Origin of the sequence: Phocaeicola faecium (assembly GCF_014837055.1) — a bacterium.
Classification (GTDB): Bacteria; Bacteroidota; Bacteroidia; order Bacteroidales; family Bacteroidaceae; genus Phocaeicola; species Phocaeicola gallinarum.
Genome location: NZ_JACSPQ010000005.1, coordinates 1 through 24,513, shown reverse-complemented (window position 1 = coordinate 24,513; position 24,513 = coordinate 1). Strand labels below are relative to the sequence as shown.

22 protein-coding genes are annotated in these 24,513 nt (G+C 47.3%); 8 read left to right on the top strand and 14 right to left on the bottom strand.

Translation table 11 applies throughout. From position 1 onward, the window contains the following. The first annotated feature begins 16 nt into the window (after nucleotides 1-16). Together H9626_RS06860 and thrC are read left to right on the top strand one after the other, a co-directional pair. The gene (locus tag H9626_RS06860; protein WP_191710029.1) at nucleotides 17-1,228 is read left to right on the top strand and encodes a cofactor-independent phosphoglycerate mutase; all 1,212 of its coding nucleotides are present in this window, start codon (nucleotides 17-19) and stop codon (nucleotides 1,226-1,228) included. A 20-nt stretch (nucleotides 1,229-1,248) separates the two neighbouring features. Continuing rightward, a complete protein-coding gene (gene thrC / locus H9626_RS06855) occupies nucleotides 1,249-2,550 on the top strand; it encodes a threonine synthase (RefSeq protein ID WP_191710028.1) in 1,302 nt (433 codons plus the stop codon). Between the two features lie 52 nt (nucleotides 2,551-2,602). On the opposite strand, the gene H9626_RS06850 is transcribed toward thrC, so the two are convergent. The 3 genes from H9626_RS06850 to msrA all read right to left on the bottom strand — a co-directional run bounded on the left by H9626_RS06850 (nucleotide 2,603) and on the right by msrA (nucleotide 4,747). Continuing rightward, nucleotides 2,603-3,466 (bottom strand): mechanosensitive ion channel family protein, encoded by an 864-nt coding sequence (locus tag H9626_RS06850; protein WP_191710027.1) that lies wholly within the window; start codon nucleotides 3,464-3,466, stop codon nucleotides 2,603-2,605. Between the two features lie 177 nt (nucleotides 3,467-3,643). Then, entirely contained in the window at nucleotides 3,644-4,255 is a 612-nt protein-coding gene (locus H9626_RS06845; RefSeq protein WP_178257596.1) for an L-threonylcarbamoyladenylate synthase, read from the bottom strand. A 6-nt stretch (nucleotides 4,256-4,261) separates the two neighbouring features. After that, nucleotides 4,262-4,747 carry a peptide-methionine (S)-S-oxide reductase MsrA gene (gene msrA / locus H9626_RS06840; RefSeq protein WP_191710026.1) on the bottom strand — a complete coding sequence of 162 codons (486 nt, stop codon included), beginning with the start codon at nucleotides 4,745-4,747 and terminating at the stop codon, nucleotides 4,262-4,264. A 113-nt stretch (nucleotides 4,748-4,860) separates the two neighbouring features. Here msrA and H9626_RS06835 point away from each other — a divergent pair, with 113 nt between their 5' ends. Both H9626_RS06835 and H9626_RS06830 read left to right on the top strand, forming a co-directional pair. After that, nucleotides 4,861-5,682 (top strand): tetratricopeptide repeat protein, encoded by an 822-nt coding sequence (locus H9626_RS06835; RefSeq protein ID WP_191710025.1) that lies wholly within the window; start codon nucleotides 4,861-4,863, stop codon nucleotides 5,680-5,682. Nucleotides 5,683-6,289: 607 nt separating this feature from the next. Next, nucleotides 6,290-7,309: a BF3164 family lipoprotein gene (locus tag H9626_RS06830; protein ID WP_191710024.1), complete on the top strand. Its 1,020-nt coding sequence runs from the start codon at nucleotides 6,290-6,292 to the stop codon at nucleotides 7,307-7,309. Between the two features lie 2 nt (nucleotides 7,310-7,311). On the opposite strand, the gene H9626_RS06825 is transcribed toward H9626_RS06830, so the two are convergent. Genes H9626_RS06825 through H9626_RS06800 form a run of 6 tightly spaced genes read right to left on the bottom strand, consistent with a single transcriptional unit; the run spans nucleotide 7,312 to nucleotide 14,982 of the window. Further along, entirely contained in the window at nucleotides 7,312-9,201 is a 1,890-nt protein-coding gene (locus H9626_RS06825; protein WP_178257592.1) for an AAA domain-containing protein, read from the bottom strand. A 52-nt stretch (nucleotides 9,202-9,253) separates the two neighbouring features. Beyond that, nucleotides 9,254-10,378: a porin gene (locus tag H9626_RS06820; RefSeq protein ID WP_191710023.1), complete on the bottom strand. Its 1,125-nt coding sequence runs from the start codon at nucleotides 10,376-10,378 to the stop codon at nucleotides 9,254-9,256. Next, nucleotides 10,375-11,580 (bottom strand): electron transfer flavoprotein subunit alpha, encoded by a 1,206-nt coding sequence (locus H9626_RS06815; protein WP_178257590.1) that lies wholly within the window; start codon nucleotides 11,578-11,580, stop codon nucleotides 10,375-10,377. The genes H9626_RS06820 and H9626_RS06815 overlap by 4 nt, the downstream gene beginning before the upstream one ends. A gap of 12 nt (nucleotides 11,581-11,592) precedes the next feature. Continuing rightward, complete coding sequence (locus H9626_RS06810) at nucleotides 11,593-12,372, bottom strand: electron transfer flavoprotein subunit beta/FixA family protein (RefSeq protein WP_191710022.1); 780 nt, start codon at nucleotides 12,370-12,372, stop codon at nucleotides 11,593-11,595. Nucleotides 12,373-12,432: 60 nt separating this feature from the next. Beyond that, the gene (locus tag H9626_RS06805; protein ID WP_191710021.1) at nucleotides 12,433-13,659 is read right to left on the bottom strand and encodes an NAD(P)/FAD-dependent oxidoreductase; all 1,227 of its coding nucleotides are present in this window, start codon (nucleotides 13,657-13,659) and stop codon (nucleotides 12,433-12,435) included. 3 nt (nucleotides 13,660-13,662) lie between these two features. Further along, nucleotides 13,663-14,982 (bottom strand): DUF5690 family protein, encoded by a 1,320-nt coding sequence (locus tag H9626_RS06800; RefSeq protein WP_178257587.1) that lies wholly within the window; start codon nucleotides 14,980-14,982, stop codon nucleotides 13,663-13,665. Between the two features lie 211 nt (nucleotides 14,983-15,193). On the opposite strand from H9626_RS06800, the gene H9626_RS06795 reads away from it, so the two are divergent. Both H9626_RS06795 and H9626_RS06790 read left to right on the top strand, forming a co-directional pair. Continuing rightward, nucleotides 15,194-16,084 (top strand): hypothetical protein, encoded by an 891-nt coding sequence (locus tag H9626_RS06795; protein ID WP_191710020.1) that lies wholly within the window; start codon nucleotides 15,194-15,196, stop codon nucleotides 16,082-16,084. Between the two features lie 184 nt (nucleotides 16,085-16,268). After that, nucleotides 16,269-16,745 (top strand): GNAT family N-acetyltransferase, encoded by a 477-nt coding sequence (locus tag H9626_RS06790; RefSeq protein ID WP_178257585.1) that lies wholly within the window; start codon nucleotides 16,269-16,271, stop codon nucleotides 16,743-16,745. A gap of 50 nt (nucleotides 16,746-16,795) precedes the next feature. Here H9626_RS06790 and phnW read toward each other — a convergent pair whose 3' ends face one another. The 3 genes from phnW to H9626_RS06775 form a co-directional block, all read right to left on the bottom strand. After that, nucleotides 16,796-17,887 (bottom strand): 2-aminoethylphosphonate--pyruvate transaminase, encoded by a 1,092-nt coding sequence (phnW, locus tag H9626_RS06785; protein WP_191710019.1) that lies wholly within the window; start codon nucleotides 17,885-17,887, stop codon nucleotides 16,796-16,798. A 75-nt stretch (nucleotides 17,888-17,962) separates the two neighbouring features. Continuing rightward, entirely contained in the window at nucleotides 17,963-18,757 is a 795-nt protein-coding gene (gene phnX, locus H9626_RS06780) for a phosphonoacetaldehyde hydrolase (RefSeq protein WP_191710018.1), read from the bottom strand. Then, nucleotides 18,754-20,139 carry a DUF5690 family protein gene (locus H9626_RS06775; RefSeq protein WP_191710017.1) on the bottom strand — a complete coding sequence of 462 codons (1,386 nt, stop codon included), beginning with the start codon at nucleotides 20,137-20,139 and terminating at the stop codon, nucleotides 18,754-18,756. The genes phnX and H9626_RS06775 overlap by 4 nt, the downstream gene beginning before the upstream one ends. 227 nt (nucleotides 20,140-20,366) lie before the next feature. Between H9626_RS06775 and H9626_RS06770 the strand changes: the two genes are divergently transcribed. Both H9626_RS06770 and H9626_RS06765 read left to right on the top strand, forming a co-directional pair. Beyond that, nucleotides 20,367-21,254, top strand: coding sequence for a hypothetical protein (locus tag H9626_RS06770; RefSeq protein WP_191710016.1), 888 nt, complete (start codon nucleotides 20,367-20,369; stop codon nucleotides 21,252-21,254). A gap of 335 nt (nucleotides 21,255-21,589) precedes the next feature. Continuing rightward, the gene (locus H9626_RS06765) at nucleotides 21,590-22,807 is read left to right on the top strand and encodes an S-adenosylmethionine:tRNA ribosyltransferase-isomerase (RefSeq protein WP_191710015.1); all 1,218 of its coding nucleotides are present in this window, start codon (nucleotides 21,590-21,592) and stop codon (nucleotides 22,805-22,807) included. Here the strand turns inward: H9626_RS06765 and nth are convergent. Both nth and corA read right to left on the bottom strand, forming a co-directional pair. Beyond that, entirely contained in the window at nucleotides 22,804-23,451 is a 648-nt protein-coding gene (gene nth / locus H9626_RS06760; RefSeq protein WP_191710014.1) for an endonuclease III, read from the bottom strand. The genes H9626_RS06765 and nth overlap by 4 nt on opposite strands. A 15-nt stretch (nucleotides 23,452-23,466) precedes the next feature. Then, nucleotides 23,467-24,507, bottom strand: coding sequence for a magnesium/cobalt transporter CorA (gene corA, locus H9626_RS06755; RefSeq protein WP_191710101.1), 1,041 nt, complete (start codon nucleotides 24,505-24,507; stop codon nucleotides 23,467-23,469). Nucleotides 24,508-24,513 lie beyond the last annotated feature (6 nt).

The window sequence follows — 24,513 nt, the reverse complement described above, 5'->3', positions numbered from 1 at the left end:
TATAAGGATTATAACCGTGAAACATATTATCATTTTAGGAGACGGTATGGCAGACTGGGCTGTACCCTCCTTAGGAAATAAGACCTTGCTGCAATATGCGAATACGCCCTACATGGATATGCTCGCCCGAATGGGACGAACGGGAATGCTGAAAACGGTTGCCGACGGATTCCATCCCGGCAGCGAAGTAGCGAACATGTCTGTAATGGGGTATGATTTGAAGAAGGTGTATGAAGGACGCGGCGTACTGGAAGCTGCAAGCATCGGTGTCGACCTTCAACCGGATGATATGGCTATGCGTTGTAATATTATCTGCGTAGAAGGCGATATGCTGAAAAACCATTCGGCAGGACATATTACTACCGAAGAGGCAGACGAACTGATTAAATACCTGAATGAGAAGTTGGGCACTGATTGTATCCGGTTTTATACAGGCGTACAATACCGTCATTTGTTGGTCATCAAAGGTGGAGACAAACGATTGGAATGTGTACCGCCGCATGATATTCCGTTACAGCCTTTCCGCCCGAATATGGTGAAAGCGCTCTGTCCCGAAGCTCAAGAAACAGCAGAATTGATAAATGCACTGATTCTCAAATCGCAGGAATTGCTTGCCAACCATCCGGTAAACCTGAGACGCATATCGGAAGGTAAAGACCCGGCAAACAGTATCTGGCCGTGGAGTCCGGGGTATCGTCCGCAAATGGAACCGCTTTCCAAGAAATATCCTTCCATCCGGAAAGGGTCTGTCATTACTGCCGTCGACCTTATCCGGGGCATCGGACGCTATGCGGGATTGCGTTGTATCGACGTGGAGGGGGCTACGGGACTGTACACCACCAACTACGAAGGCAAAGCCGCTGCCGCTATCGAGGCGTTAAAGACAGATGATTTCGTTTACTTACACATTGAAGCAAGCGATGAAGCCGGACACGAAGGTAATGTGGATTTGAAGTTGAAAACCATCGAATACCTCGACCGCCGTGCCATTGCTCCCATCTATGAGGCAATCAAGACGTGGGATGAACCCGTGGCAATCGCAGTTCTGCCCGACCATCCTACCCCCTGCGAGCTTCGTACGCACACTGCCGAGCCTGTTCCTTTTCTTATCTATTATCCGGGAATAGAGCCGGACGGAGTACAGACGTATGATGAAGTGGCTTGTCGGCAAGGTGCATACGGACAACTGGAAAAAGACGAGTTTATGAATTTGTTTATGAACATTTAGGTAATAATCAAAAGAACAACATGAAGTATTACAGTACCAACAAACAGGCTCCCGACGCTACGTTGGAAGAAGCCGTTGTAAAAGGATTGGCGGCCGACAAGGGATTATTCATGCCCCGCGAAATCAAACCGCTTCCTTCCTCGTTTTACGATGAAATAGAAAATCTCTCGTTTCAGGAAATGGCTTACCGCGTAGCCGATGCGTTTTTCGGCGAAGATGTTCCTGCCGATACGTTGAAACAAATCGTTTACGACACGCTGAGCTTCGATGTTCCTGCCGTTAAGGTAAAAGAGAATATTTACTCGCTGGAGCTTTTCCACGGACCTACGTTGGCATTCAAGGATGTAGGCGGACGCTTCATGGCACGGTTATTGAGCTACTTCATCCGCAAAGAAGGCAAACAGCAGGTGAATGTGCTGGTTGCCACATCGGGGGATACAGGCAGCGCGGTGGCTAACGGCTTCCTCGGCGTAAAGGGTATTCACGTCTACGTACTTTATCCGAAAGGGAAGGTCAGCGAAATACAAGAAAAACAGTTTACTACGTTAGGACAAAATATTACCGCCATCGAGGTAGACGGTACGTTCGACGACTGTCAGGCGTTGGTAAAAAACGCATTCATGGATAAAGAGCTGAATGCACACATGCAGCTTACATCCGCCAATTCCATCAACGTGGCGCGTTTCTTGCCGCAGGCGTTTTACTATTTCTATGCATACGCCCAACTGAAGAAACTCGGCAAAGCGGATAACTTGGTGGTGTGTGTGCCGAGCGGTAATTTCGGAAATATCACTGCCGGGCTTTTCGGTAAACGAATGGGACTCCCTGTCCGGCGTTTCATTGCGGCAAATAACCGCAACGATATTTTCTACCAATACTTACAGACCGGCGAATACCGTCCGCGCCCGTCGGTGGCTACCATTGCCAATGCCATGGATGTAGGCGACCCCAGCAATTTTGCCCGCATATTGGCTCTGTATGATAACAGCCATGCGGCAATATCGGCAGAAATCAGCGGCGCGACTTATACCGATGCACAAATCCGCGAAACGGTGAAGAAAACATACGTTGAAACGGGTTATCTGCTCGACCCTCACGGAGCTTGCGGTTACCGTGCGCTGGAAGAGGGCTTGAAACCCGGCGAAACGGGCGTATTCCTCGAAACGGCTCATCCCGCCAAGTTCCTGCAAACGGTGGAAGAGATTATCGGAAACAAGGTTGCCATTCCCGAAAAATTGCAGGCGTTTATGAAGGGTACGAAACAGAGCGTGCCTATGACGAAAGATTTCGCCTCGTTCAAGGCTTATTTGATGGAGCAATAAGAATCATGCCCAATAAAAATCCCGCGTTTTTGAAACGCGGGATTTTTTATACTCAATCTTTTGCCTGATGCACCGTAAGTTGCGGGAACGGAAAGCCGATACCTTCTTTATTAAACGTGGCGTATACGATTCGGTTCATATCGAAATATACGTCCCAATAATCACTGCTTTTCGTCCAGACACGTACCTTTATATCGACACTGCTTGCCGAGAGTGCACCCAGTCCGATAAACGGAGCAGGGTCTTTCAAGATGCGGTCATCGGCTGCGATAATGCGCTCCAACACAGCTTTTACCCTTTCGTAATCTTCTCCGTATTCTACTCCGAACACCCATTCCGCACGGCGTGTCACCTGACGGCTGTAATTCGTTACGGCATCACTGCTCAACGTTCCGTTCGGCACGTAAATAATTTTGTTGTCGAGCGTGGTCAGTATGGTGTGGAATATCTGAATTTCTTTCACCGTGCCGCTGGCGTCGTTTGTCTCAATATAATCGCCTACCTTATAGGGCTTGAAAATCAAGATAATTAACCCGCCGGCAAAGTTGGAAAGATTACCGGACAACGCCATACCTACAGCTACACCGGCAGAAGCCAACAGAGCAGCAAGGCTTGTGGTTTCAACCCCCAACTTACTGATGATGGCAAATGCCAGAACCAGATTAAGCAACAAGCTGACAAGGCTGCGCAAAAACGTCTGCACGCTGATTTCCAATTTCCGTTTCTCTAATATTTTGGCAAGAAGCCGGGATATTTGCTTGATGACAAACCGCCCGATGATATAAATCAATACGGCGGCAAGAATATCTTTCCCCACCTCGATTGACCAATTTACCAATCTGTCGATAATCTGTTCGACGTTTACTCTCGATGCAAGTTTTACCGAAGCGTCTAACAATGTAGTCGTTAAAAACATAATCTTTTTACTTTAAATACAATTAAACATAATAGCCTGTTTTTCAGTGCAAAAAATATTCATCCCGATGCTAAGAAACGCTACCCGTAGAACAGACAAGTTCTATGGGTAGAACCAACCGACTTATCAGCATGGAACAACCCACACTAACGGTAGCGTTTTTTCGGAACATATCAATCAGTCTTCCAACCGTCCTTTTCCCTGACGCACCACTTCCGGTTCGTCGCCGCAACAGTTAATGACCGTCGACGGCTCTATGCCGCCTATTCCCCCGTCGATAACCCAATCTACCTTATCGCCGAACTTCTCGTCTATCAGTTCGGGGTCGGTTACATACTCTATGTCCTCCCCTTCTTTCAGCGGCAATGTAGTAGTCAGTATCGGAGCGTTCAACATCCTGCATACCTCCCGGATGATATTATTGTCCGGCACACGGATTCCCACCTCTTTACGGTTGCGGAATATCTTGGGCAAACGGCTGTCGGCATTCAGAATAAATGTAAAAGGCCCCGGCAGCGTACGCTTCATCAGCTTAAACGTAGCGTTGCTCACACGAGCATACTCGCTGATGTTGCTCAAATCATAACAAATAATTGAAAGATTATGTTTGCGAGGGTCAATATTTTTCAGCTTGCAGATACGCTCTATGGGGCGTTCTTTCAACGCATGACAGCCGATGGCATACATTGTATCGGTAGGATAAATAATGATGCCCCCCTCTTCCAGCGTGTCGACGATGCGCTGCAAATCGTCCGGATTATTGTTTTTGTCGTATAGTTTCAGTATCATAGTCGCTTAAAACTTTTTCACACGGATGTGGCAGTAAGGCTCTCCACCCGTTTTGTCATAATAATGCTGATGGTATTCTTCCGCCTTCCAGAATGTAGAAGCAGGCGTAAGGCGGGTATTCACTTCGTACCCCTTTGAGCGAAGCAGGGCGATAACCTCCTCTGCCTGTTGTTTTTGGGGTTCGTTCAGATAGAATATCTCACTGCGGTACTGAGGCCCTATATCGGGTCCCTGTCCGTCGGTTTGCGCCGGGTCGTGGATTTCGAAAAACAGTTTGCAAAGTTCAGTAAACGAAGTCTGCGCCGGGTCAAACTCCACTTCCACCGCTTCGGCATGTCCGGTAGTGTGGGCTTTCACCTCCTGATAAGTAGGTTTTTCTTTATGTCCTCCTATATAGCCTACCGTAGACCGGACTACCCCCGCAGCGCGTTCAAACAGGTGTTGCGCTCCCCAAAAGCATCCGCAGGCAAATATGGCTTTTTCTGTTTCCATGTCAGTTCTTGTTTTTATGTATAATGATTGTTCAAACTTACAAAAAGTTTTTAATATAATCCGCCGGGCATGGATAAATCTGTTACTTTTGCGGATAAATTATTAATATACTGATGAATAAAATACTTAGCATTATAGTCTGCCTCTTCATGGCTTTATCCGTAAAAGCCCAGTCGTATAACCAGTTAATTGAAAAAGCGATGGAATATACCAAGCGCGACAGTCTCGTACAGGCCGAAGACTTATTCCGGCAGGCACTGAAATCCGACCCGAAAAATGCCCGCAACGCTTTGCTTTTCTCCAATTTGGGTACGGTACTGAAACGTCAGGGAAAGACCGATGAAGCACTTGAAGCATACACGATGGCGCTGAACATTACGCCGTATGCCACTTCCATCCTGCTGAACCGCGCCGCACTTTACATGGAAAAGAACCTGCTGAACAAAGCGTATGTAGACTACTGTAACGTAATCGACCTGCTGCCCGAAAACATAGAAGCCCGTCTTTTCCGGGCATATATCTACATGGAGCAGCGGCAATATGCAGAAGCGCGGATAGATTACAATGTGGTTTTGGGGAAAGATGCCAAAAACCGTACCGCCCGGTTAGGCATCATTATGCTCGACGAGAAAGAAGGGCGTTACGCATCGGCACGCGATGGTTTGAACCTGATGATACAAGAAAATCCGCATGACACGTCGCTTTTAAAGATGCGTGCCAACATCGAATTAGAGGACAATCACCCCGAACTTGCTTTGGTAGACATCGAAGAGGTTATAAACGTAACGCCTGCCGACGCAGAGGCTTACATCATGCAGGGAGACATCCTGTTATCGATGAAGAAGAAAGACGAAGCACGCAAGGCTTACGAGCAGGCTATCAGGCAGGGAATCCCCCGCCCGGAATTGGAAGAAAGACTGAGGCAGTGCAAATAAGTTTATTCGGAGAAACCGCAAACTTATTAAGTTGCCTGCCAATATCCACAATCAAAGCTTTTAGTTATCCCCAAAAGCCTTTTTATCAATGATTTTCCTCATCACAAGTGGTTCATTCTAATATCCAATATTAGAAGAACAAGATTTCAGCCACTGCCTATTAAATCCCCATTTCTTCCCATCAAACTCTACAACCCTGCAAGGTGAGTTATAAAACCCGGCATGGAGAGTTATACGACTCAGCAAGGCGGGTTATACAACCCACCATGCAGGGCTATAAAATTTATGCGGATGAACGAAAATATATTTCTTCACAAATTGATATTATTATCAAGATATTAGAAACTGTTTTGAATTTATCGTGCGATGATTTGGGATGAGTTTTTGAGGCATTTCCGCTTGTGTGATGAGAAAGATAGCGGGCTATCTGACGAAGAACGGAAGCGGAAAGGACCAAAAAATCGCCCAAAGCACACACGAAAAGGAATGCATCAAGACGAAAAAAACTTTTTGGAGAAATTCAAAACAGTTTCTACCATTTTATGAGGCTTTTGGATATTATCTAAAAGAAATTCGTACATTTGGGAATGATCATCAGAACAACGCTATGAAGAAACTATGTTACTGCCTTCTATCCGTTTTTTTACTGGCAAATTGCACTACGAATGAGAAAAAAGAAATAGAACGCATAAACGATATCAACTATTCAGTCATTACTGATAGCATTTACAGCAGTATGCCCGGTACGATTTCTGCCATAGATGGCAATGTTTATTGGCACGACGCCACCGGGATTGAAAATTTTATTCATGTAGTAAATATCCGGTCGGGTAAAGAACTATGCAGTTTCGGTAATAAAGGCGATGGCCCTGATGATTTCGTGTTGCCTATCCCGTCTGTTTCTCCCACAAAGGGTTTCTTTTTAAATGACACTGAAAAAGGTATAGAACACTTGTACACGGTAGACGAAACAGGGACCTACCAGATTAAGAAAGCGAAATATGAAAGGGATATGGAAACAACGGCGTTGGCTCATTTGGATGATAACACTACCGTTAATTTAACGCCCGGCGCCAATAATCTGTTTAAGATTATCGCAAACAGCAAGGTTGATGTATGCGGAAAATTTCCCCTGTCAGAAAAATATGAAAATTCTTTCTACCTGTATCAAGGGCAGATAACATACAATGCGGACAAGAACTTGTTGGTTTATAATTGCATGAGTTTGCCTTACCTTGCTGTTTACGCATGGAAAAACAAAGCATTAACATTAGAGAAAGAGTTTGTCGGCGAAATAGAAAGCAGTGTCCGCGATGGCAACCTCGTATTAGAAAAACAGTCAAAGCGAGGCGCTATGGAACTCGCTTTGACCAAGAGGTCTATCGTAACATTAGATAGAGACGTAGTAACAGAAGGGGAAAAAACTGAAAGCAAATCCCCGCGTGACCTTTCGGTTTTACCCCATTCTTTATTTGTATATGATTACAATTTGAATCTGACACACATCGTAAATACGAAATTCCCTATCCTGAGAATATGCGGAGATACTAAAACCGACTTCATGTATGCCATCGTACTTGCCCCTGATTACACTTTAATCAAAATTGACTTGTCGTCATTAGAATGAAATTACGTATTCAAACCCTGAATGTATTCGTACAATTTCTTATAAAACGCATGTTTGGTCAGGGTGGAGGCATCGCCTAAGATTATCAGTTTCATACGGGCGCGGGTAATGGCTACGTTCATACGGCGCAGGTCGTTGAGGAAACCGATTTGCCCTTCTTCGTTGGCTCGCACGAGGCTGATGAGGATAACGTCGCGCTCTTGCCCCTGAAAGCCATCGACGGTGTTGACGGTTATTAGCGGACGGAAAGGCTTAAAGAATGCGTCGCGCTTCAGTAGCTGACGCAGGTATTGTACTTGCGCTTTGTAAGGCGAAATCAGTCCCACATCAATACGTTCTTCAAGGAAACGGGTGCGGCCGATTCGGGTGATGTATTCCTTCAGTTGATTGACCGAGAGTTCGGCTTCGGGCTTGTTGATGCGTCCGTAATTCTCGCCAACAAACTCCTCGTTACAGTCCATTCCTTCGGTATTTACCCACTCTATCGGAGTGTCGAAGTCGAGAATGCTTCGGTATTTCACTTCGGGAGCCGATTGGAGCATCCCGCCGTAAAACCAATCGGAGGAAAAGCGCATTATCTCATCGTTCATCCGGTATTGGAGTTTCAGCAGAGACACCACGCCGGGTTTGTTGCGCACAATCGACTGCATAAGCGTATCGCCTAATCCGGCACGCAATGCTTCCAAACACTTCACGGTGGGAGGAAGCTGGCAATGGTCGCCGGCAAGGATTACCCGATCTGCCTTACGGATGGGAATCCAGCAGGCAGGTTCAAGGGCTTGTGCCGCCTCGTCAATAAAAAGCGTCCCATACTTCTGTCCCATCAACAGGCGGTTGGCACTGCCTACTAACGTACAGGCTATCACGCGGGCTTCGGCAAAAAGCGATTCGTTGATGCGTATCTCCAGCTCCGTGGCACGGTCTTTCAACGAATTTATCTTCTGACGAACCGACTCACGTTCCGCCCCTTTCCGGCTTCTGGAGTATAATTCGCGGATGGCTTTGCGGATGCTCCACAGTTGCGGATAATCGGGATGCGCCTCGAAACGCCGTTCGTAGGTGAACGACAGCATCTTGTCGTTCACACGGCTGGGATTGCCGATGCGGAGCACACTTACCCCGCGGTCGACCAACTTCTCGCTAATCCAATCCACCGCCATGTTACTCTGCGCGCACACCAAAACCTGATTTTCGCGGTGCAGCGTTTCATAAATCGCCTCTACCAGCGTGGTAGTCTTTCCCGTACCCGGAGGCCCGTGGACTATTGCCACATCTTTGGCGTGCAACACCTTATTCACGGCTTCTTCCTGCGTGCGGTTCAGCCACGGGAAGCGCATGGGCTGGAAAGAAAAAGAGGAAGCAGGCTGTGAGCCGTGGAATATATCGCGCAGCTCTGCCAGCCGGTTGTTTTTTGCCGCAATGACCTGTTTCAGTGCTTCAAACATCAGCCGATAACTGGTTTCATCGAAGTAAAGTTGTACGCCAAGCACTTCCTTGCTTTGTAAAGCGAGCAGCGCATCGGCGTTTGGAAGGATAACCACCATACGGTCTTCGTCGACGTAATTAACGGTAGCGGTAAAATTCAGATAATTCAGCTTGCCGGACAATTCCTGCGTGAAAAAACAGACGGGGCGTCCGTACTCAAACAGGTGTTCGATTTCCTTATCCTCACGCCGTTCTACCTCTACCACCAACTGATTTAATGCGTTATAATAACTGCGTCCTACGTTTAACGGATACCAGCACATCCCGCGCTTGATTTTGCGACCGATGCCCATCAGTTCCGTCTGTTGTTTAAACTGTTCTTTTTCGTATTCATACTCCATCCGCAGCAAGTCGTACTGACGTTGCAAATAAAGGATAGGAGACTGTATGGTTGTATTTTCTTTCATTTCTCTCAGCATCCGGTTTTATCCGGACTTGCACAAAGGTAAAGAAAAATACTTAAAATATATACTGCAGCCGCAACTGTGCCAAAAAGAAGTTTTCCCGGTAGAACTCATTGCAATGGTCGCCCACCCATACGTAGCTTCCGTTTAGTTTTACTCCAAAATATTGGTTCAAGTAAAAGTTTACACCCACTGAGAGGTCTTTTTCTTCGCCTCCCATTATGCCGGCACTCCCATCGTTGAGGTCTGTATAGTTGAAACGGGCTACCAACTCTATCGCCTGCGGCGTAACGGGGCGACCGGGAACGCCATACATGACATCGTACTCAAATCCTCGTCCTTTCAGCAAAAAACCTCCTTGAATGTATCCGCCGTGCGGACGATATGCCTTTCCGCCTGCGGTGCGATTCATGCGGTCGAAGTAGTATTCTGCCTGAAGCATGAAACGGGGAGCTGTATACAGTGCCTCAACCAACCCCTTTACTTCCGTACCCATATTGGGGATTTCGGCTTCGAGCATGGATGCCGGAAACATGGATGTAACTCCGGCACTCGATATGCTGCCAGTGGGAGGTGTATCGGTGTTTACTTCTTTCGTGCGGAATGAGAAAGCTCCGCCGATATGAAACAGCCGATGCTCTTCTTCCATTTTGCGCCACACCACGCGCGAAGTCGATACGAAAGCATTTTTCTGTTCGCTGCCGAGCTTGTTGATATCATTATGTGTATAAACTCCCGTAGCCAGATACCAGTGATTATTGTAAAAATGGTAGGTAGCGCCTAACTTTCGGCTGTTGGTAAACGCCAAGACCGAGGCTGCCGACTGATGAAAACGCAGGTCGGCGGTACTGATGAGCATATCCATCGAAAAGGGTTCGTAGCCGTTGCCGAAAGAAAGCACGCTGTTCTTGAAATGGTAATTCAACAGCAAATCCTTGATGGCGACTTTTCCTCCCCCGAGACCGATGTCTGCTTTTACTTCAAACTTCTGGTAGGTTGCTTTAAAACCCACCCGGAAGTCTTCCAACCGGTAATATCCCTGCGTGCTTTCTTTTCCATAGCCCGACAGCGTGGCATCCAGCAAGGCACGCGAACGGAACTTGACTTTTAAAGACTCTTGGGCTTGTAGTGTTATCATTCCGACAAAGAAGATAACCATGCAGGTCAACAGTTTTTTCATAACCATCCGTTTGTCAGTTGGGGTAATGCTTCTTCTACTGATGTATTCCACCCATAATCTGCCACGTTGAATATCGGAGCTGTGCGGTCGGGGTTAATCGCTATGATTTTCTTAGCTCCGGTGATAGCCGCCGTGTGCTGAATCTGTCCGCTGATGCCGATGGCAATGTATAAATCCGGCGCAATGGTGTGTCCCGTCTGTCCTACTTGCATCCGGGCATCAATCAGTCCGGCTTCTACAGCTGCACGCGAACCTGCCACCACAGCCCCCAAACGCTCTGCCCAGCGATGAATCTGTGCCACCGTTTCTTTATTCTTAACGCCGCGCCCTACTCCAATGATGATTTTGCTGTTGCTTAACGACTCTTCGCTGATTGCTTCCGTAATTTCACTAATCAGACGGATGCGGTTATCGCCTTCAAATGCCGAGAAATCGTGACGGATGATTTCGCCTTCTGCCGAAGCATCCGGAATGATGGCTTTCATGATTCCCGGACGAACCGATGCCATTTGCGGACGACGGTCGGGGGTTACAATGGTTGCCATCAGGTTTCCGCCAAAGGCAGGGCGTATCTGATGAAGCAGTCCGGTCTCCGAATCAATATCCAACTCGGTACAATCGGCTGTAAGTCCGGTTTGCAGCAACGAGGCTATGCGGGCCGACAGTCCGCGACCGCGAAGCGTAGCTCCTACCAGCAGAATTTCAGGATTGTGTTTTCCAACCAGCTCCACCACCGCACGGGCATAGTTTTCTTCGATGAACGAAGCAAACAATTCATTTTCCACCACATGTACACGTTTGGCTCCGTAAGCTATCAGACACGGTGCGAGCGAGACTACTTCGCGTCCCACCAAAACAACCTCAACGTCTTGATGAAGTTTTGTCGAGAGTTCCACCGCTTTACCCAACAATTCTTTGGTAACCGGTGCAAGTTCATTATTTTCTACTTCAGCAAGTACCCAAATACCTTTCGACGATTGTCCGGAGGATGTGACAGAGCAGGAATTTTCCGGTTCGGTCATTTGCAAAGCCTCAGCGGGACATGCCTGTACACAACTTCCGCACAGGCGACAAGCGTATGGGTCTATTTCGGGATAATCAGTAAAACGGATGGCATGGTAAGCACAGGTATCGGCACACAGCCCGCAACCTGTACAACGGTCGTTCAGCACACGAAGCGCAAAAGAAGTATTGTCTGTCATACGATTGGTATTTTAACAAGAAGGTTGAACAAATGATTGAATGATAGCAAAGACCTCACCCCCACCGTCAAGCCACCGGATATTTTTGGTTACTTGGGGAACGGCGGTGGTAACTACCTTCGTTGGCGAAGCATACAGCCCTATCAATGAGCGGTCTAATCCGAGGTCGGTTTCGCTCCAGCGGGTAATCTCCTGAGCCTGTGCGCGCCGCCATCCCGACAGGGTGGGAGAAGCCAGTTCTCCATTCTCGCGACTCACCATAACGGCACAAGGAGTCTTTACTTCCATACGCTGCGTCAGGTTTCCCACCCTCCGGCTTACGCAAATACGGTCTGCCGATACGTTTTCAATCGCCGAGAGGCAGGTTATCTGCGGGATGTCTAACTGACCGGCTACTTCCGGACCTACCTGCGCCGTATCGCCGTCGATTGCCATCCGCCCGAAAAACAAGAGGTCGTACTCTCCTATCCGACGAATGGCTGAAGCCAGCACCAAGCTGGTACACCATGTATCGCTGCCGGCAAAGGCGGGAGAAGAGAGCAGGATGGCACGGTCTGCCCCACGCTGAAGCGCTTCGCGCAACACTTCTTCTGCCGAAGCCGGACCCATGCTGACGGCTACGACTTCTGCTCCCGTGGCGCGACTTAAGTCGAGGGCTGCTTGCAAGGCATACAAATCATCCGGATTGGTCTGAGTCAGTGCCGACGAACGTTTCAAGGTTTTGGTTACAGGGTCTATCCCAACTTTTGTTGAGGCGGGAACTTGCTTTAAAAATACAATATAGCGTTTCATTGATTCGATTTTCTGTTTATTGTTACAACTGTTTAGAGGCTTGTAATAGACAAGTATCTGTTATCCACCCTTTTTATTGGAACGGGCATCGGCACACCGCTGCTGGAATTCAGGAGAAAAAGGATTAACCTCGCCAAAGCGTTCGGGAGCAAACCGGATGGGGTCGACAAACGGCTGTTCACCCAGAATCAGTTCGGCAGCCAAACGTCCCATTCCGCCTCCGGCAGCTACTCCACCGCCACAACAACCTGTTACGGTATACAGTCCTTCGTAAGGTTTTACAGCTCCGATAATGAAAAAAGCATCGGGAACGTAACAGGAAGGTCCTGACATGTAGTGAGCGATGGGCAGGTCGTCGATGTCATGCAAGTAACGTTTCAGCAGCGGAGCACATTCATCCAGCACCGTCCATTTCGCTGCTTTATTGAAGTCAAAGTCTTCCAACTTCTCGGTCAGCGTATCGGGATTGAATGCCTGACAATGACTTTCACGCAGTCCGATGATCAATGCACCTACGTCGGAACGTGTAAATGCCCGTGCATCGGGGATTACCGTAAAGGGATGTCCCGCCGGAAAACGTTTTTTGTCAATCTCCGTTATCCAGAAGTGACTGCGGACGGGCGTAAAAGGAAGCCCTACGCCAAGCGGACGCATCAGCAGGTTTGCCCATGCTCCGGCGGCATTGACCACCACGGGAGCCGACACAACTTCATCGTCACAGAGCTTGATGCCAGCTATTTTCCGGTCAGCGGTTACGATTTCTTTCACCTTGCAGTTCGGACGCAGTTCCACACCCAACTTGGCAGCGGCTTTTGCATAGCCTGAACAAAGCAGTGCCGAATCGATAAACGCATCGGTGGGCATATACAGCGCCACGTCTACGGCTTCGGCATCAATCCACGGCAAAAGTTCCTGCGTACGTTCACGGGTGATGCGTTCGTTCGGGATGCCAAACCGTGTAGCCGCATTTTCCAATGTCTCCACCTCTTTCAGCGAAGCCTCCGACGAAGCGATGGTGATGCTTCCGCACTGCTGGAGTTCGAGCGATTCGCCCAACAAGTGTTCGATTTCTTCGATACAGTCATACGTTTCCTGAACAATCTCCATCAGTCCCGGCTTTGTGCGTGCCCTCGTCAACAGGCAGGCAGCCCGCGATGATGCCTGCGAAGCTATTTCGTTTCCATCGAGAAGCAATATCTTCCCAGCATTACGCTTGGCAAGCTGATATGCCGTGGCACATCCTAACAGCCCTCCGCCTATAATGATAATGTCGTAATTCTTTTCCATTTTTTATTCCGATAGTATGTTATATTGTGTATTCATGTAAGTCTTGTCGGCTTCTTTCAGTCGGAAAGTCTTGTTGTATTTCCGATAAATCAGTATTCCCGCTACCGTGAAAAGGACAGTACATACCGCACCTACCGCGCAGGCTATGTGATTGAACAGGGCAAACCATTCGATGTTGATATCTAAGAACTCTTTGGTAGAGAGCAAGGTAACGGTTCCCAAATAGCCGATGAAATCAATCATTGCGATAAAGAATCCCACATTTCCCTTAATGCGGAAGCAAGCGATAAAGCGGTCGAAGAAAATGGTTTGGAAAGTCAGGTATGCAATGTAGAGCGAGAGACTTTCGATAAACAACCAAGTTACCGGTTCCAAGTCAAGGGTTTCGTAATGGTACGACACGTATGTCATGGTGAGACAGCCTGCTATTACCAGCGTCATCAGCCAGAGCAAGGCTTTGATGTTGCTGCGGAAGAAGATGAACAGTGCAAACAGTCCCAAGATTATCAGTGTAACAATGGTGTCGATGCGGGCAAACATCCACGACGACTGGTTACTCATGTCAAGGATGTAAACAAGGAAGTCTTCTTTGATGTCGCGAAGCACGAGCAGCATGAAGTTACCGACAAACAAGAGTGACAATATCGGCGCGTACTTCATAAAGAGTGCCTTACGTCCCTTGCCGTCCAACACCACACGCTCATTGCGCAGGGCGATGTCTTCTGCCGTAGGCTGAGGCAGTCTTTTCAACATATATCCCATAAAAACCAGCAGAGGCAGGGCAAAACCGCCGATAACTGCCGGCATCCAGAATTGATCGATGTGCATTTCGTTCATGGCAAACAAACCGAAGCTCTTCGCCACACCCGAACTGAAAACCATGCTTACGCCCAACAGACTGGCAAGTATATCGGTCACCTTACGGCCTTCGATGAAGCTGAATATCACTCCCCACATACATCCTAACGAAAGTCCGTTGACAAACATGGCTATCACATTGTACGGAGTATCCAGCATACCGAAACCTATAAGAGCTGCCTCGGCAAGAATTGCCGAACCGACAAAGAAACGGAAGCGGTTTTCTTTTTTCAGCTCCGAAATAATCTTGATGCCGAAAAACTTTGCAATCACATATCCTAAAATCTGAATGGTAGTTACAGCCACCTTGTAATCGCTGCCGAAAAAGGTCAGCCCGTCGAACGAAGCGGCTGTATAAGGTTTTCGCAATGCGTAAACCAACGAATAAGAGAGCAGGGCAGCTCCACCCGCCCACAGAATCAGAAGCACTTCTGAAAGTTTCTTGTTTTTCGTAATCTGTTCCATATAAACCTGATAATAAGATGTTTCTAAATTTTTCGGGAGCAAAACTACACCAAGAAACCGTCTGAAAGAATTAATTTATTATGTATTATAAAAGCCGGCTGCCCTGTATTTATAATGTTATGTTTATTAAAAGATAATGTCATAAAAATGCAACAAATGAAATACTATTGTAACATCTTAATCGTATTTTTGCCTCAACAAGACTCAGCTTATGGACAGATTAGTATCTCTTTACGAAAGGATGAAAAAACTCCGCGAATCGGGAGTAAGAATGAAAGACATATCCGAAGAAACCGACATCGCTTCGAGCGTGCTGTCGTCGCTGTATTCTTCGGTATTGCCTATGTATGTAAACTTGCTTTCCAACGGGGAAGAGAAGGAAAAGGCACTCGACAAATCGCTCCAACAGGTAAACAATGTATCGAAACGCAAACTGTTGGGCTGTTTGGACGCTCTCTACGAAAAGGTTCATGCCATTGAGCCGCGACTGATTAACTCGAAGAACAACGGACGTCCGTTTCTGGACGACATTGAGAAAGAAGCCATCAATTACCTGCCCAATGCCGGGGTGTATACCGGACTGTATCTGGCATACAGCTCCTCTTCTTTCTCTGACGGACTGAAAGTTGAACCGTACATGATTGCTTCCATTACCGATGGCGACACGATGCCGAAAGTTTACTCGCAAAACATGTCGGGCGATTATTACACGGGGGTGGGACTTTTTTCTCCTTTCCAGATAGGTTACCTGATGTTCAACGAACAGAAACGTTTGCAGTTGGCGCTGAAAGTGGTATATCTCCAACTGCCCATCATCGAATATCCTACCTTTTTAAAGGGAATTTATCTGACGCACGATTACAACCGTAATCCCATAGCGCGGCGGATTATCTTCATTCGGCAGGGAGACGAAATCTCATTAGACGAATTTGCCAAACTGCATACCGAGGTGATTCCGAAGGAGAAACTGACCGAGGATCAACTGTCATATTACCACTACACCTGCGAACCGGGCGACGTGATTAAGAGTATGATGCTGGTCTCGCCGGAGAAGAATGTGGACGACTTAAAGCGTGAAAAAGATTTGCTGAAATTACTCTGAAGAGCTACTTCTCTTTCAACATTTTACCGTTAAAACATGGAGTCTGAAACGCTACGGTTAGAAATTTTATTTCATCCCGAAAAGTCCCTCAATTCTATTCGGAGAGTCCGGTCGTCTTCCGAATAGAATTTTTGAGGCGCAGAATAAGCCCTAAAACAACCAACGCAAATGCCAATATATACTTATGGAATCAGAGACAGAATTTATCAGAAGCAGTACGGCAGATGACTGCCGGGATGTGTACGCCCTCATCTGTAACATGGAGGAAAAAGAACTTCCGTATGCGGCGTTCGAGCGGATCTTTCAACAGCAACTAAAGGATGCGGATTATGCGTGTCTGGTTTATGTATCCGACGGTAAAGTAAAGGGATGCATCAATTTGCGGATGGAATACCAGCTTCATCATGCGGAACGTATTTGCGAAATCATGGAGCTGTCGGTTTCTCCGGAATGCCGCAGCAGGGGTATCGGGAAACAACTGTTTGACGAGGCTTGCCACCATGCCCGCCAAGAGGGATGTACACAGATAGAAGTATGTTGCAACCGGTTGAGAACCCGCACGCACCGTTTTTATGAAGCACGGGGGATGCATAATTTTCACTATAAGTTTTCACTCAATTTTGCTTCACCGCAAGACAGCGTGAACCGGTTGGGCAGATAAAAAAATCCCTGCCCCGACCCAAAAAGCCGAAGCAGGGAAAATAAAAACAATTACTGCAAATGAAGTTCTTTTACAGCTTCTGTCAAGCGAACGAAATCGGCAGGAAATACATCTCCGATATTACCGATACGGAACGTATCTGCCTGTGATATCTTACCCGGATAAATCACAAAACCTTTGGCTTTCAGTTTTTGATAGAAATCCTTAAAATCGAAATCGGCTGTGGGATAATAGAACGAAGTGATAACAGGAGACTGTTCTTCATCGGACAATAAAGTTTTAAAGCCCAACGAACGCATACCTTCTACCAGCGTACGGTGGTTTTCACAGTAACGGGCATGACGGGCTGCGATGCCGCCTTCGGCTTTCAACTCTTTCAGCGCCTGCATAAACGCACGAACCACATGGGTGGGCGAAGTAAAACGCCATTTTCCGTGTCCTTTCTCCATTGTTTCCCATTGGTCGTAGAGGTCGAGCGACAGTGAGCGCGCTACTCCCTTGCAACGTTCCAGCAACGAACGGCGAGCCAATATGAAGCCGAAACCGGGAACTCCCTGAATACACTTGTTGGCGCTGCTTATCATGAAGTCGATTCCCAGCGTTGCCATGTCGATAGGAACACCGCCGAAACTGCTCATTGCATCGACAATCAGTACCTTGTCGTGCTTCTTTACCACTTCGGCAATGGCTTCCAGCGGATTCAACACGCCGGTAGTGGTTTCACAGTGTACCACAGAAACGTGGGTCACTTCAGGATGTTCGTTCAGGTAAGCGTCTACCGCCTGCGGGTCTACCTGTTGAGTTTCCTCAAACTTCATCAAGTGATAGTTCAGGTGATAATAGTCGGCTATCACTCCCATACGTTTACCATACGCACCATTGGCAGCAACCAACAGATGGTCTTCGGGGCGAACCACCGAGCCTAACGTAGCTTCTACACAAAAGCTGCCGCTGCCCTGCATCAGTACTGCCGTATATTCTTCGGGGCGGCTGCTTGCCAGTTCTACCAGTTCTTTGCGGATAACCTCTACGATGCCCACGTTGTAATCTTCATCCCACGTACACCAGTCGCTCATCATCGCTTCTTTCACGGTTTCACTTGTAGTCAAAGGTCCGGGTGTCAATAATAAATAAGGTCTCATATTGCGTATTATCTTTATTCGTTATCAGTTATTTAGATTATTGTTTCTCAATGGATTTAAAACGTATGCATTCTTTTACTCGTTATTCATCCGCGTATTGATAGCCTCAATCAGCGCCGGAAGTTCTTCTATTGAGTCCACTACATAATGCGCACCGGCAGCATACATGCGGTATCTTACATCCATCATGCGTTTCTTCAGCTCGTCGGCAGGCATGTTATTCACTTCTTCTTCGGTCAGACCCAATTCATTGCTTCCCAACACAACGCCAACCGTCCACACTCCGGCATTAATGCCTTCTTTGATATCCGAAATCGTATCGCCATACTTCAATACCGAGGTACGGAAAGGAACGTTCAGATCGCACATGTTCTTATAAATCATATACGGGTACGGGCGGCCGGCCGGCAAACCGTCTGAGGTTACGTGATTGTCAACATGGTATCCCTGTTCGGCTGCTGCCGGTATAACGATGTCCATCATTTCTTTGGTATATCCCGTAGTAGACCCAATCTTGATGCCCTTTGCGCGGAGGGCATCGATGGTTTCAACTACCTTCGAAATAGGACCAGAGTAACTGCGCAGGGTAGAGAACAGCAAGCGTTGGAATTCGGTATAACATGCCTGTACGTCGCTTTCGTTATACTCACGTCCGTATTTTTCATAGAATGCCTTACTTACACGCTCTATTTTGAACAGCGCACGGATTTCTTCAATCTTGGTCAAACCCATGTGGGCGCGTGTTTCAGCAGCAGTAACTTCCAGACCTAAGGTCTTAAAACTTTCAATGAAGGCAGATACCGGAGCAAAGCATCCATAGTCTACGGCAGTTCCTGCCCAATCTAAAATAACACATTCAATTTTTTTCATATAGCAGTAGTTGTTAAATAAATATTTTCTTTATCTGTTTCTTTATCCGTTTCTTCTTTCTTTTCCGGTTCCTCTGCTTTTTCGGGCAGGGGACCTTCCTTGCGTTTGCGCACCTGAATCATATAAACCAGCGAACCGATAAAGGCAAGGCAGCAGACAATACCGATATAGAGGCTCATGCTGTTATAGAACGATGCCCAGTCGATATGCGATGCGTAAAACTCTTTGAAGAGCAGTAATGCCAATGTTCCGAGATAGCCTACAAAGTCTATCGTGATGATAAAGAATCCTACGTTTCCTTTTATCTTGAAGCAGGCTATAAAGCGTTCAAAGAAAATGGTCTGGAAACTCAGGTATGCCATGTCGAGGCAAAGACTCTGAAGGAAAAGCCAAATGGTGGTAGGCAATCCAACCTGTTCAAAGTTTGCTCCGAGAAAGGCAAGTGTCCCCATTCCGCAAGTCGATAGTACCAGCAGGATGCAAAGCACTTTCAGATGGTCGTACGTGGTAGAAAGCAAGGCGAAAGTGGCAAGCAATACCAGCGTGGCGATAGAGTCTATCTGAGCAAAAGCCCATGAAGATACCGTACTGACGTCGATGATACATACGATGAAGTCTTCTTTGATATCGCGCTGTACGGTAAGCAGCAGGTTGGCTGCAAACAGCATAATCAGCAGAGGCATAAACCGACGGAACAGTGCCCATCGCTGGTGGCCGTTCAGCGTAACACGTACCGAACGAGAAGCAATATCCGCCGCCGTGGGTTGAGGAAAGCGGGTCATCATCCATCCCGTGAAGCAAAGCAGCGGAAAGGCTATGGCACCAATCAGGGCGGGCATCCAGAATTCACTGACATGAAGCACGTTCAAGGTATATAATCCCAATGATTTTGCCACACCGGAACTAAGTGCCATACTAACTCCCATTATGCTGGCAAGGATGTCGGTGGTGCGTCGTCCCTCAAGGAAACTGAAAATAACTCCCCACATACACCCCAGCGAAAGTCCGTTGAAATATAGCGCCATGATGTTATAAGGCATGGGCAGCAGACCGAACGCTATCAGGGAGATTTCCGACAACGCTGCCGAACCGATGATGAACCTCAACCGCCCCTCAGGACGCAGTTCGGAGATGTATTTAATACCCAGCAGTTTTGCGCTTACATATCCCAACAGCTGAATGATACTGACCACTATCTTATAATCCATACCGAATACTTGCAGTCCTTCAAATTCTGCCGCCGTAAACGGTTTGCGCAGGGCGTAAACCAACGAATAAGAGAGAAGCGCCGTACCTCCTGCCCATAATACGAAAATCCAGTCGGGCATCGGTTTCTTTTCTTTGCTTCCGCCGTTGGTATATGTTTGAGTTGATGTTTCCATTCACTTTCGTTTTTTGATTCCGGTGCAAAAGTAAACCCTCACTTCCAAAGCAAAAATGAATAAAACAGGAATCATAAAGCCGTAACAATTCAGAAATATTCATGAAACAATACTTTTACAATGCTGAAACAAAGATAAAACCCGATTGAAACAACTTTGTAACACGAAGTATTTCCGCGCAGGAAGAATAATGTGTATCTTTACTCCGGCAAAACATCTATCGAGTTATGAAGGAACTGAAAGAGATATACGACCGCATGACTTTCTTGCGACAAAGGGGAATCAAAATGAAAGAAATGGCAGAGAAAGCCGGATTCTCGCCCAGCGTACTGTCTGCCATTTATTCTACCGTACTGCCGGCTTATTTCAAGAATAAGGAAAAAGGACAGGGCGAAGACGAAGCGCTTACCAACGCGCTGGTATGGGTAAACAATGTTTCGAAGAAAAAACTGCTCGGCTCGCTCACCAGCCTGAAAACTGCGCTGTTTGCTATGGAGGCAAGTCCGAAAAATTACTCGGAAGAAGCGCCGATTCCTTTCCTCGGACAATTAGAAAACGGAATGCGCAATACGCTGAACCATACAGCGAATTACAACGGAACGTATATCAGTTACAGTTTATCATCGGGAAGCCGAAGCCTGAAAATAGAACCCTACCTGATTGCCCCTGCCGAGAACGGAAGTTATGTTGAGGTGATTCATAACAATGCTTACGGCGTGACTCACCGTGGGGCGGCAATGATTAACGGTTCGAACCACCTGTTTCTGATGTTCAACGAAAACCAGCCGCCTCAACTGGCGTTGTTTCACATCTGCCTCAAATTACCGATGTATGACCGCCCCCCGTTCTTGCGCGGCATTTATATGTGTTTCGACTATAATTATAATCCCGTGGCGAGGCGGATTCTTTTCGTCAAACACTCTGACAGCATTGCCCGCGATGAGTTTCTGAAACTGAAAGGCGAACTGAAAGCGCGTGAGGTGTTGAACGAAAAAGAAATGGCGTATTACGATTATACCTGCCAGCCGGAGGACATCATACGAATGTGTAACATCCCTTCTCCACAAATGACCGAAGAAGATTTGATAATCGAAAAGAAGATTCTTTCCATGTAAACCGGGATTCCGGCTGTCTGGCAGACCGCTGAGCCTCCACGCCCTTCTTTTTCCGTGTTCATCACTATGAATCAACAACTTATCATCTAAACCCATTAAACAATTCCGGCTTTCCGAAATCTGAAAAAACGCTTGCGGTAGAACCGGTCGGTTCTATGGGTAGAAACAGTAAACGCTACCGCATGGGTTGGGTAACACTAACGGTAGCGTTTCGGGAGGCATATTGCCGGGTAATTTTTCGCCGGGCGGGAAAGTTCAGAGCCTGTTTAAATAGGTCCGGAAAATAGAGGTTTATCGGATAGAAAGTCCTATTTTTGCAGAATAAATTTATACGTATGGAAGAAACCAAACATATTAAGATAAGCGATTATAATTATCCGCTGCCCGATGAGCGCATAGCCAAATTCCCACTCGCGGTACGCGACCAGTCGAAACTATTAGTCTACCGCCACGGAACGATAGAGGAAACCCGTTTTACTTCACTCCCCGACTACCTTGAAGCCAACGAGCTGATGATTTTCAACAACACAAAAGTGATCCAAGCCCGCCTGCACTTCCGCAAAGAAACGGGAGCATTAATAGAGATTTTCTGTCTGGAACCCATCCAACCCAACGATTATGCGTTGAATTTCCAACAGACGGCCCACTCCGCTTGGCTCTGCATGATAGGGAATCTGAAGAAATGGAAAGAGGGTACGCTCCGGCGCGAAATGACGGTCAAGGGAAAGCCTGTAACGCTGACTGCCACACGCGGAGCCTGTCACGGTACGAGCCATTGGGTGGACTTCGCGTGGGATAACCCGGAGGTTACGTTTGCCGATATATTGGAGGTGTTCGGTGAACTGCCTATTCCGCCTTACCTGAACCGTGAGACGCAGGAAAGCGACAAGGAGACATATCAGACGGTTTACTCGAAGATAAAAGGCTCGGTGGCTGCTCCTACGGCAGGGCTGCACTTCACCGAACGGGTTCTGACTGCACTGAAAGATAAGGGTGTAGACTTGGAAGAAGTTACCCTCCACGTAGGTGCCGGTACGTTTAAGCCGGTAAAGAGTGAAGAAATAGAGGGACACGAGATGCACACCGAATACATTTCGGTAAACCGGCAGACCATCGAAAAGCTGATAGCCCATAACGGAGAAGCGATTGCCGTGGGCACTACCTCTGTCCGCACGCTGGAGAGCCTATATTATATAGGCGTAACCCTCAGTCAGCATCCCGATGCGGGACAAGAGGAACTGCACGTGCGCCAGTGGCAACCGTATGAAACACAACCTTCGCTCAGCGTGGTTGAGGCACTGACGCACATACGGACGTACATGGAGCGCCACGGGTTAGACGCCTTGCATACCAGCACGCAAATCATCATTGCTCCGGGATACAGCTATAAGATTGTGAAAAAAATGGTTACGAACTTCCATCAGCCGCAAAGCACGCTGTTGCTGCTCGTATCGGCATTCGTAAAAGGAGACTGGCACCGCATCTACGACTACGCACTTGACCACGATTTCCGATTCTTGAGCTACGGAGACTCCTCGCTCTTGATACCTTAACGGATTTTGCTTTTCAGCGATTCCTGACAAATCCCGTTCAGACCGCAAGTTTCACACTTCGGCGAACGGGACGTACAAACATAACGCCCGTGCAAAATCAGCCAATGGTGGGCGGTGGCAACCAATGATTCGGGAATATATTTTACCAGATATTTTTCGGTGGCGAGCGGCGTGGTACAGGTTTTCGGCACTAACCCGATGCGGTGGCTTACGCGGAACACATGCGTATCGACCGCCATCGCCGCTTTGTTGAATACCACGCTCTGAATGACGTTTGCCGTCTTCCGCCCTACTCCGGGCAGTTTGACCAGTTGCTCCAACGTATCGGGCACTTCGCCCTGAAAGTCTTTCAGCAGCATTTGTGCCATGCCTACCAAGTGTTTAGCCTTGTTGTTGGGGTAACTCACACTGCGGATGTACTCATAAACAGCCTCGGGAGTGGCGGCTGCAAGGGCTTCGGGCGTGGGATACGCTTCGAACAGTGGAGGAGTAACCTGATTAACACGCTTGTCGGTACACTGTGCACTCAGAATCACTGCCACCAACAGTTGGAAAGGATTCTTGTAATGAAGCTCGGTTTCTGCCACCGGCATAGCCGACTGAAAGTAGGTTATTACCTTATTATATAGTTCTTGTTTTCTCATATCAATATCGTTTTATCAATTCCAATTCTTGCGTTTAAAATAAATGTATACGCTCACGCCAAGCAGAATCATAATGACCCATGCAAACACATAACCGTATTTCCAGTCCAGTTCGGGCATGTAATTGAAGTTCATTCCCCAAATGCCGGCAAGAAAGGTCATCGGAATAAAGATGGTGGAAACAATGGTGAGTTGCTTCATGATATTATTCATGCGGCGGTCATTGTTTGAAAGATACAGGTCGGCAAGCGCCGAAAGCATGTCACGGCATCCGTCGAGCGTTTGAAGAATAAACAGCAGATGATCGTTCACATCGCTGAAAAACGGATGATTTGCCTTATGTATCAGCTTATTGTTATCGTGAAGCAGCGTGCTCATTTCTTCTTTCAGCGGAAGGATACTCTTCTTTATCAACCGCACGCTACGCCGATAAGGTTGCATGTCTTTGATGCTTGAATCGCGATATTCATCCGGCGAAAGGAGCCGCTCTTCCAAATCCTCCAACTCGTCTTCTATCTCTGAAATAATAGCCATATAACTGGTCATCGCACTGTTAAGGATTACGCTAAGCAGAAAGTCGGAATGGCGGTTACGGATGTTAAGCACATTGTTCTTTAAACCGGAGACTATTTCGTTCAGCCTGTCTGTATCGCGCTCAAGAAACGTAAGCACAAAATTTTCTCCCTGAATGATACAAAACTGCTGCGGGGTATATCCGTTTTCCTTTTCTGCGAAAAGCAATTTCAGGATTATCACATTGTAAGACTCATGCACTTCTATCTTCGTGAGATGTTCTGCATTAAGAATATCTTGGGTGGTAAGGAAGTCTATGTTGAAGAAACGGCATACCTGCTGTATTGCCTCCGTATTCTGAAGCCCCGACACATGTATCCAGTTAATTGCGTTGCTCCGAATATAAGGGCTGATTTCATCCATGTTTTCTCCTTCATGGACATCTACTCTTTCGGTATCGTAACTGTGCAGATACAAATGAGTGGGTGTGCGGCTGATTCCGGTATAATTGAGTTGCTCGCTCAACTGGTTATTTCTCGTCATAAGCGT

What these genes read in the sequence shown, in the direction of transcription:
- thrC (WP_191710028.1), top strand. Translation starts at nt 1,249, where the DNA reads ATGAAGTATTACAGTACCAACAAACAGGCTCCCGACGCTACGTTGGAA.
- H9626_RS06850 (WP_191710027.1), bottom strand. Translation starts at nt 3,466, where the DNA reads ATGTTTTTAACGACTACATTGTTAGACGCTTCGGTAAAACTTGCATCG.
- H9626_RS06845 (WP_178257596.1), bottom strand. Translation starts at nt 4,255, where the DNA reads ATGATACTGAAACTATACGACAAAAACAATAATCCGGACGATTTGCAG.
- msrA (WP_191710026.1), bottom strand. Translation starts at nt 4,747, where the DNA reads ATGGAAACAGAAAAAGCCATATTTGCCTGCGGATGCTTTTGGGGAGCG.
- H9626_RS06835 (WP_191710025.1), top strand. Translation starts at nt 4,861, where the DNA reads ATGAATAAAATACTTAGCATTATAGTCTGCCTCTTCATGGCTTTATCC.
- H9626_RS06830 (WP_191710024.1), top strand. Translation starts at nt 6,290, where the DNA reads ATGAAGAAACTATGTTACTGCCTTCTATCCGTTTTTTTACTGGCAAAT.
- H9626_RS06825 (WP_178257592.1), bottom strand. Translation starts at nt 9,201, where the DNA reads ATGAAAGAAAATACAACCATACAGTCTCCTATCCTTTATTTGCAACGT.
- H9626_RS06820 (WP_191710023.1), bottom strand. Translation starts at nt 10,378, where the DNA reads ATGAAAAAACTGTTGACCTGCATGGTTATCTTCTTTGTCGGAATGATA.
- H9626_RS06815 (WP_178257590.1), bottom strand. Translation starts at nt 11,580, where the DNA reads ATGACAGACAATACTTCTTTTGCGCTTCGTGTGCTGAACGACCGTTGT.
- H9626_RS06810 (WP_191710022.1), bottom strand. Translation starts at nt 12,372, where the DNA reads ATGAAACGCTATATTGTATTTTTAAAGCAAGTTCCCGCCTCAACAAAA.
- H9626_RS06805 (WP_191710021.1), bottom strand. Translation starts at nt 13,659, where the DNA reads ATGGAAAAGAATTACGACATTATCATTATAGGCGGAGGGCTGTTAGGA.
- H9626_RS06800 (WP_178257587.1), bottom strand. Translation starts at nt 14,982, where the DNA reads ATGGAACAGATTACGAAAAACAAGAAACTTTCAGAAGTGCTTCTGATT.
- H9626_RS06795 (WP_191710020.1), top strand. Translation starts at nt 15,194, where the DNA reads ATGGACAGATTAGTATCTCTTTACGAAAGGATGAAAAAACTCCGCGAA.
- H9626_RS06790 (WP_178257585.1), top strand. Translation starts at nt 16,269, where the DNA reads ATGGAATCAGAGACAGAATTTATCAGAAGCAGTACGGCAGATGACTGC.
- phnW (WP_191710019.1), bottom strand. Translation starts at nt 17,887, where the DNA reads ATGAGACCTTATTTATTATTGACACCCGGACCTTTGACTACAAGTGAA.
- phnX (WP_191710018.1), bottom strand. Translation starts at nt 18,757, where the DNA reads ATGAAAAAAATTGAATGTGTTATTTTAGATTGGGCAGGAACTGCCGTA.
- H9626_RS06775 (WP_191710017.1), bottom strand. Translation starts at nt 20,139, where the DNA reads ATGGAAACATCAACTCAAACATATACCAACGGCGGAAGCAAAGAAAAG.
- H9626_RS06770 (WP_191710016.1), top strand. Translation starts at nt 20,367, where the DNA reads ATGAAGGAACTGAAAGAGATATACGACCGCATGACTTTCTTGCGACAA.
- H9626_RS06765 (WP_191710015.1), top strand. Translation starts at nt 21,590, where the DNA reads ATGGAAGAAACCAAACATATTAAGATAAGCGATTATAATTATCCGCTG.
- nth (WP_191710014.1), bottom strand. Translation starts at nt 23,451, where the DNA reads ATGAGAAAACAAGAACTATATAATAAGGTAATAACCTACTTTCAGTCG.
- corA (WP_191710101.1), bottom strand. Translation starts at nt 24,507, where the DNA reads ATGACGAGAAATAACCAGTTGAGCGAGCAACTCAATTATACCGGAATC.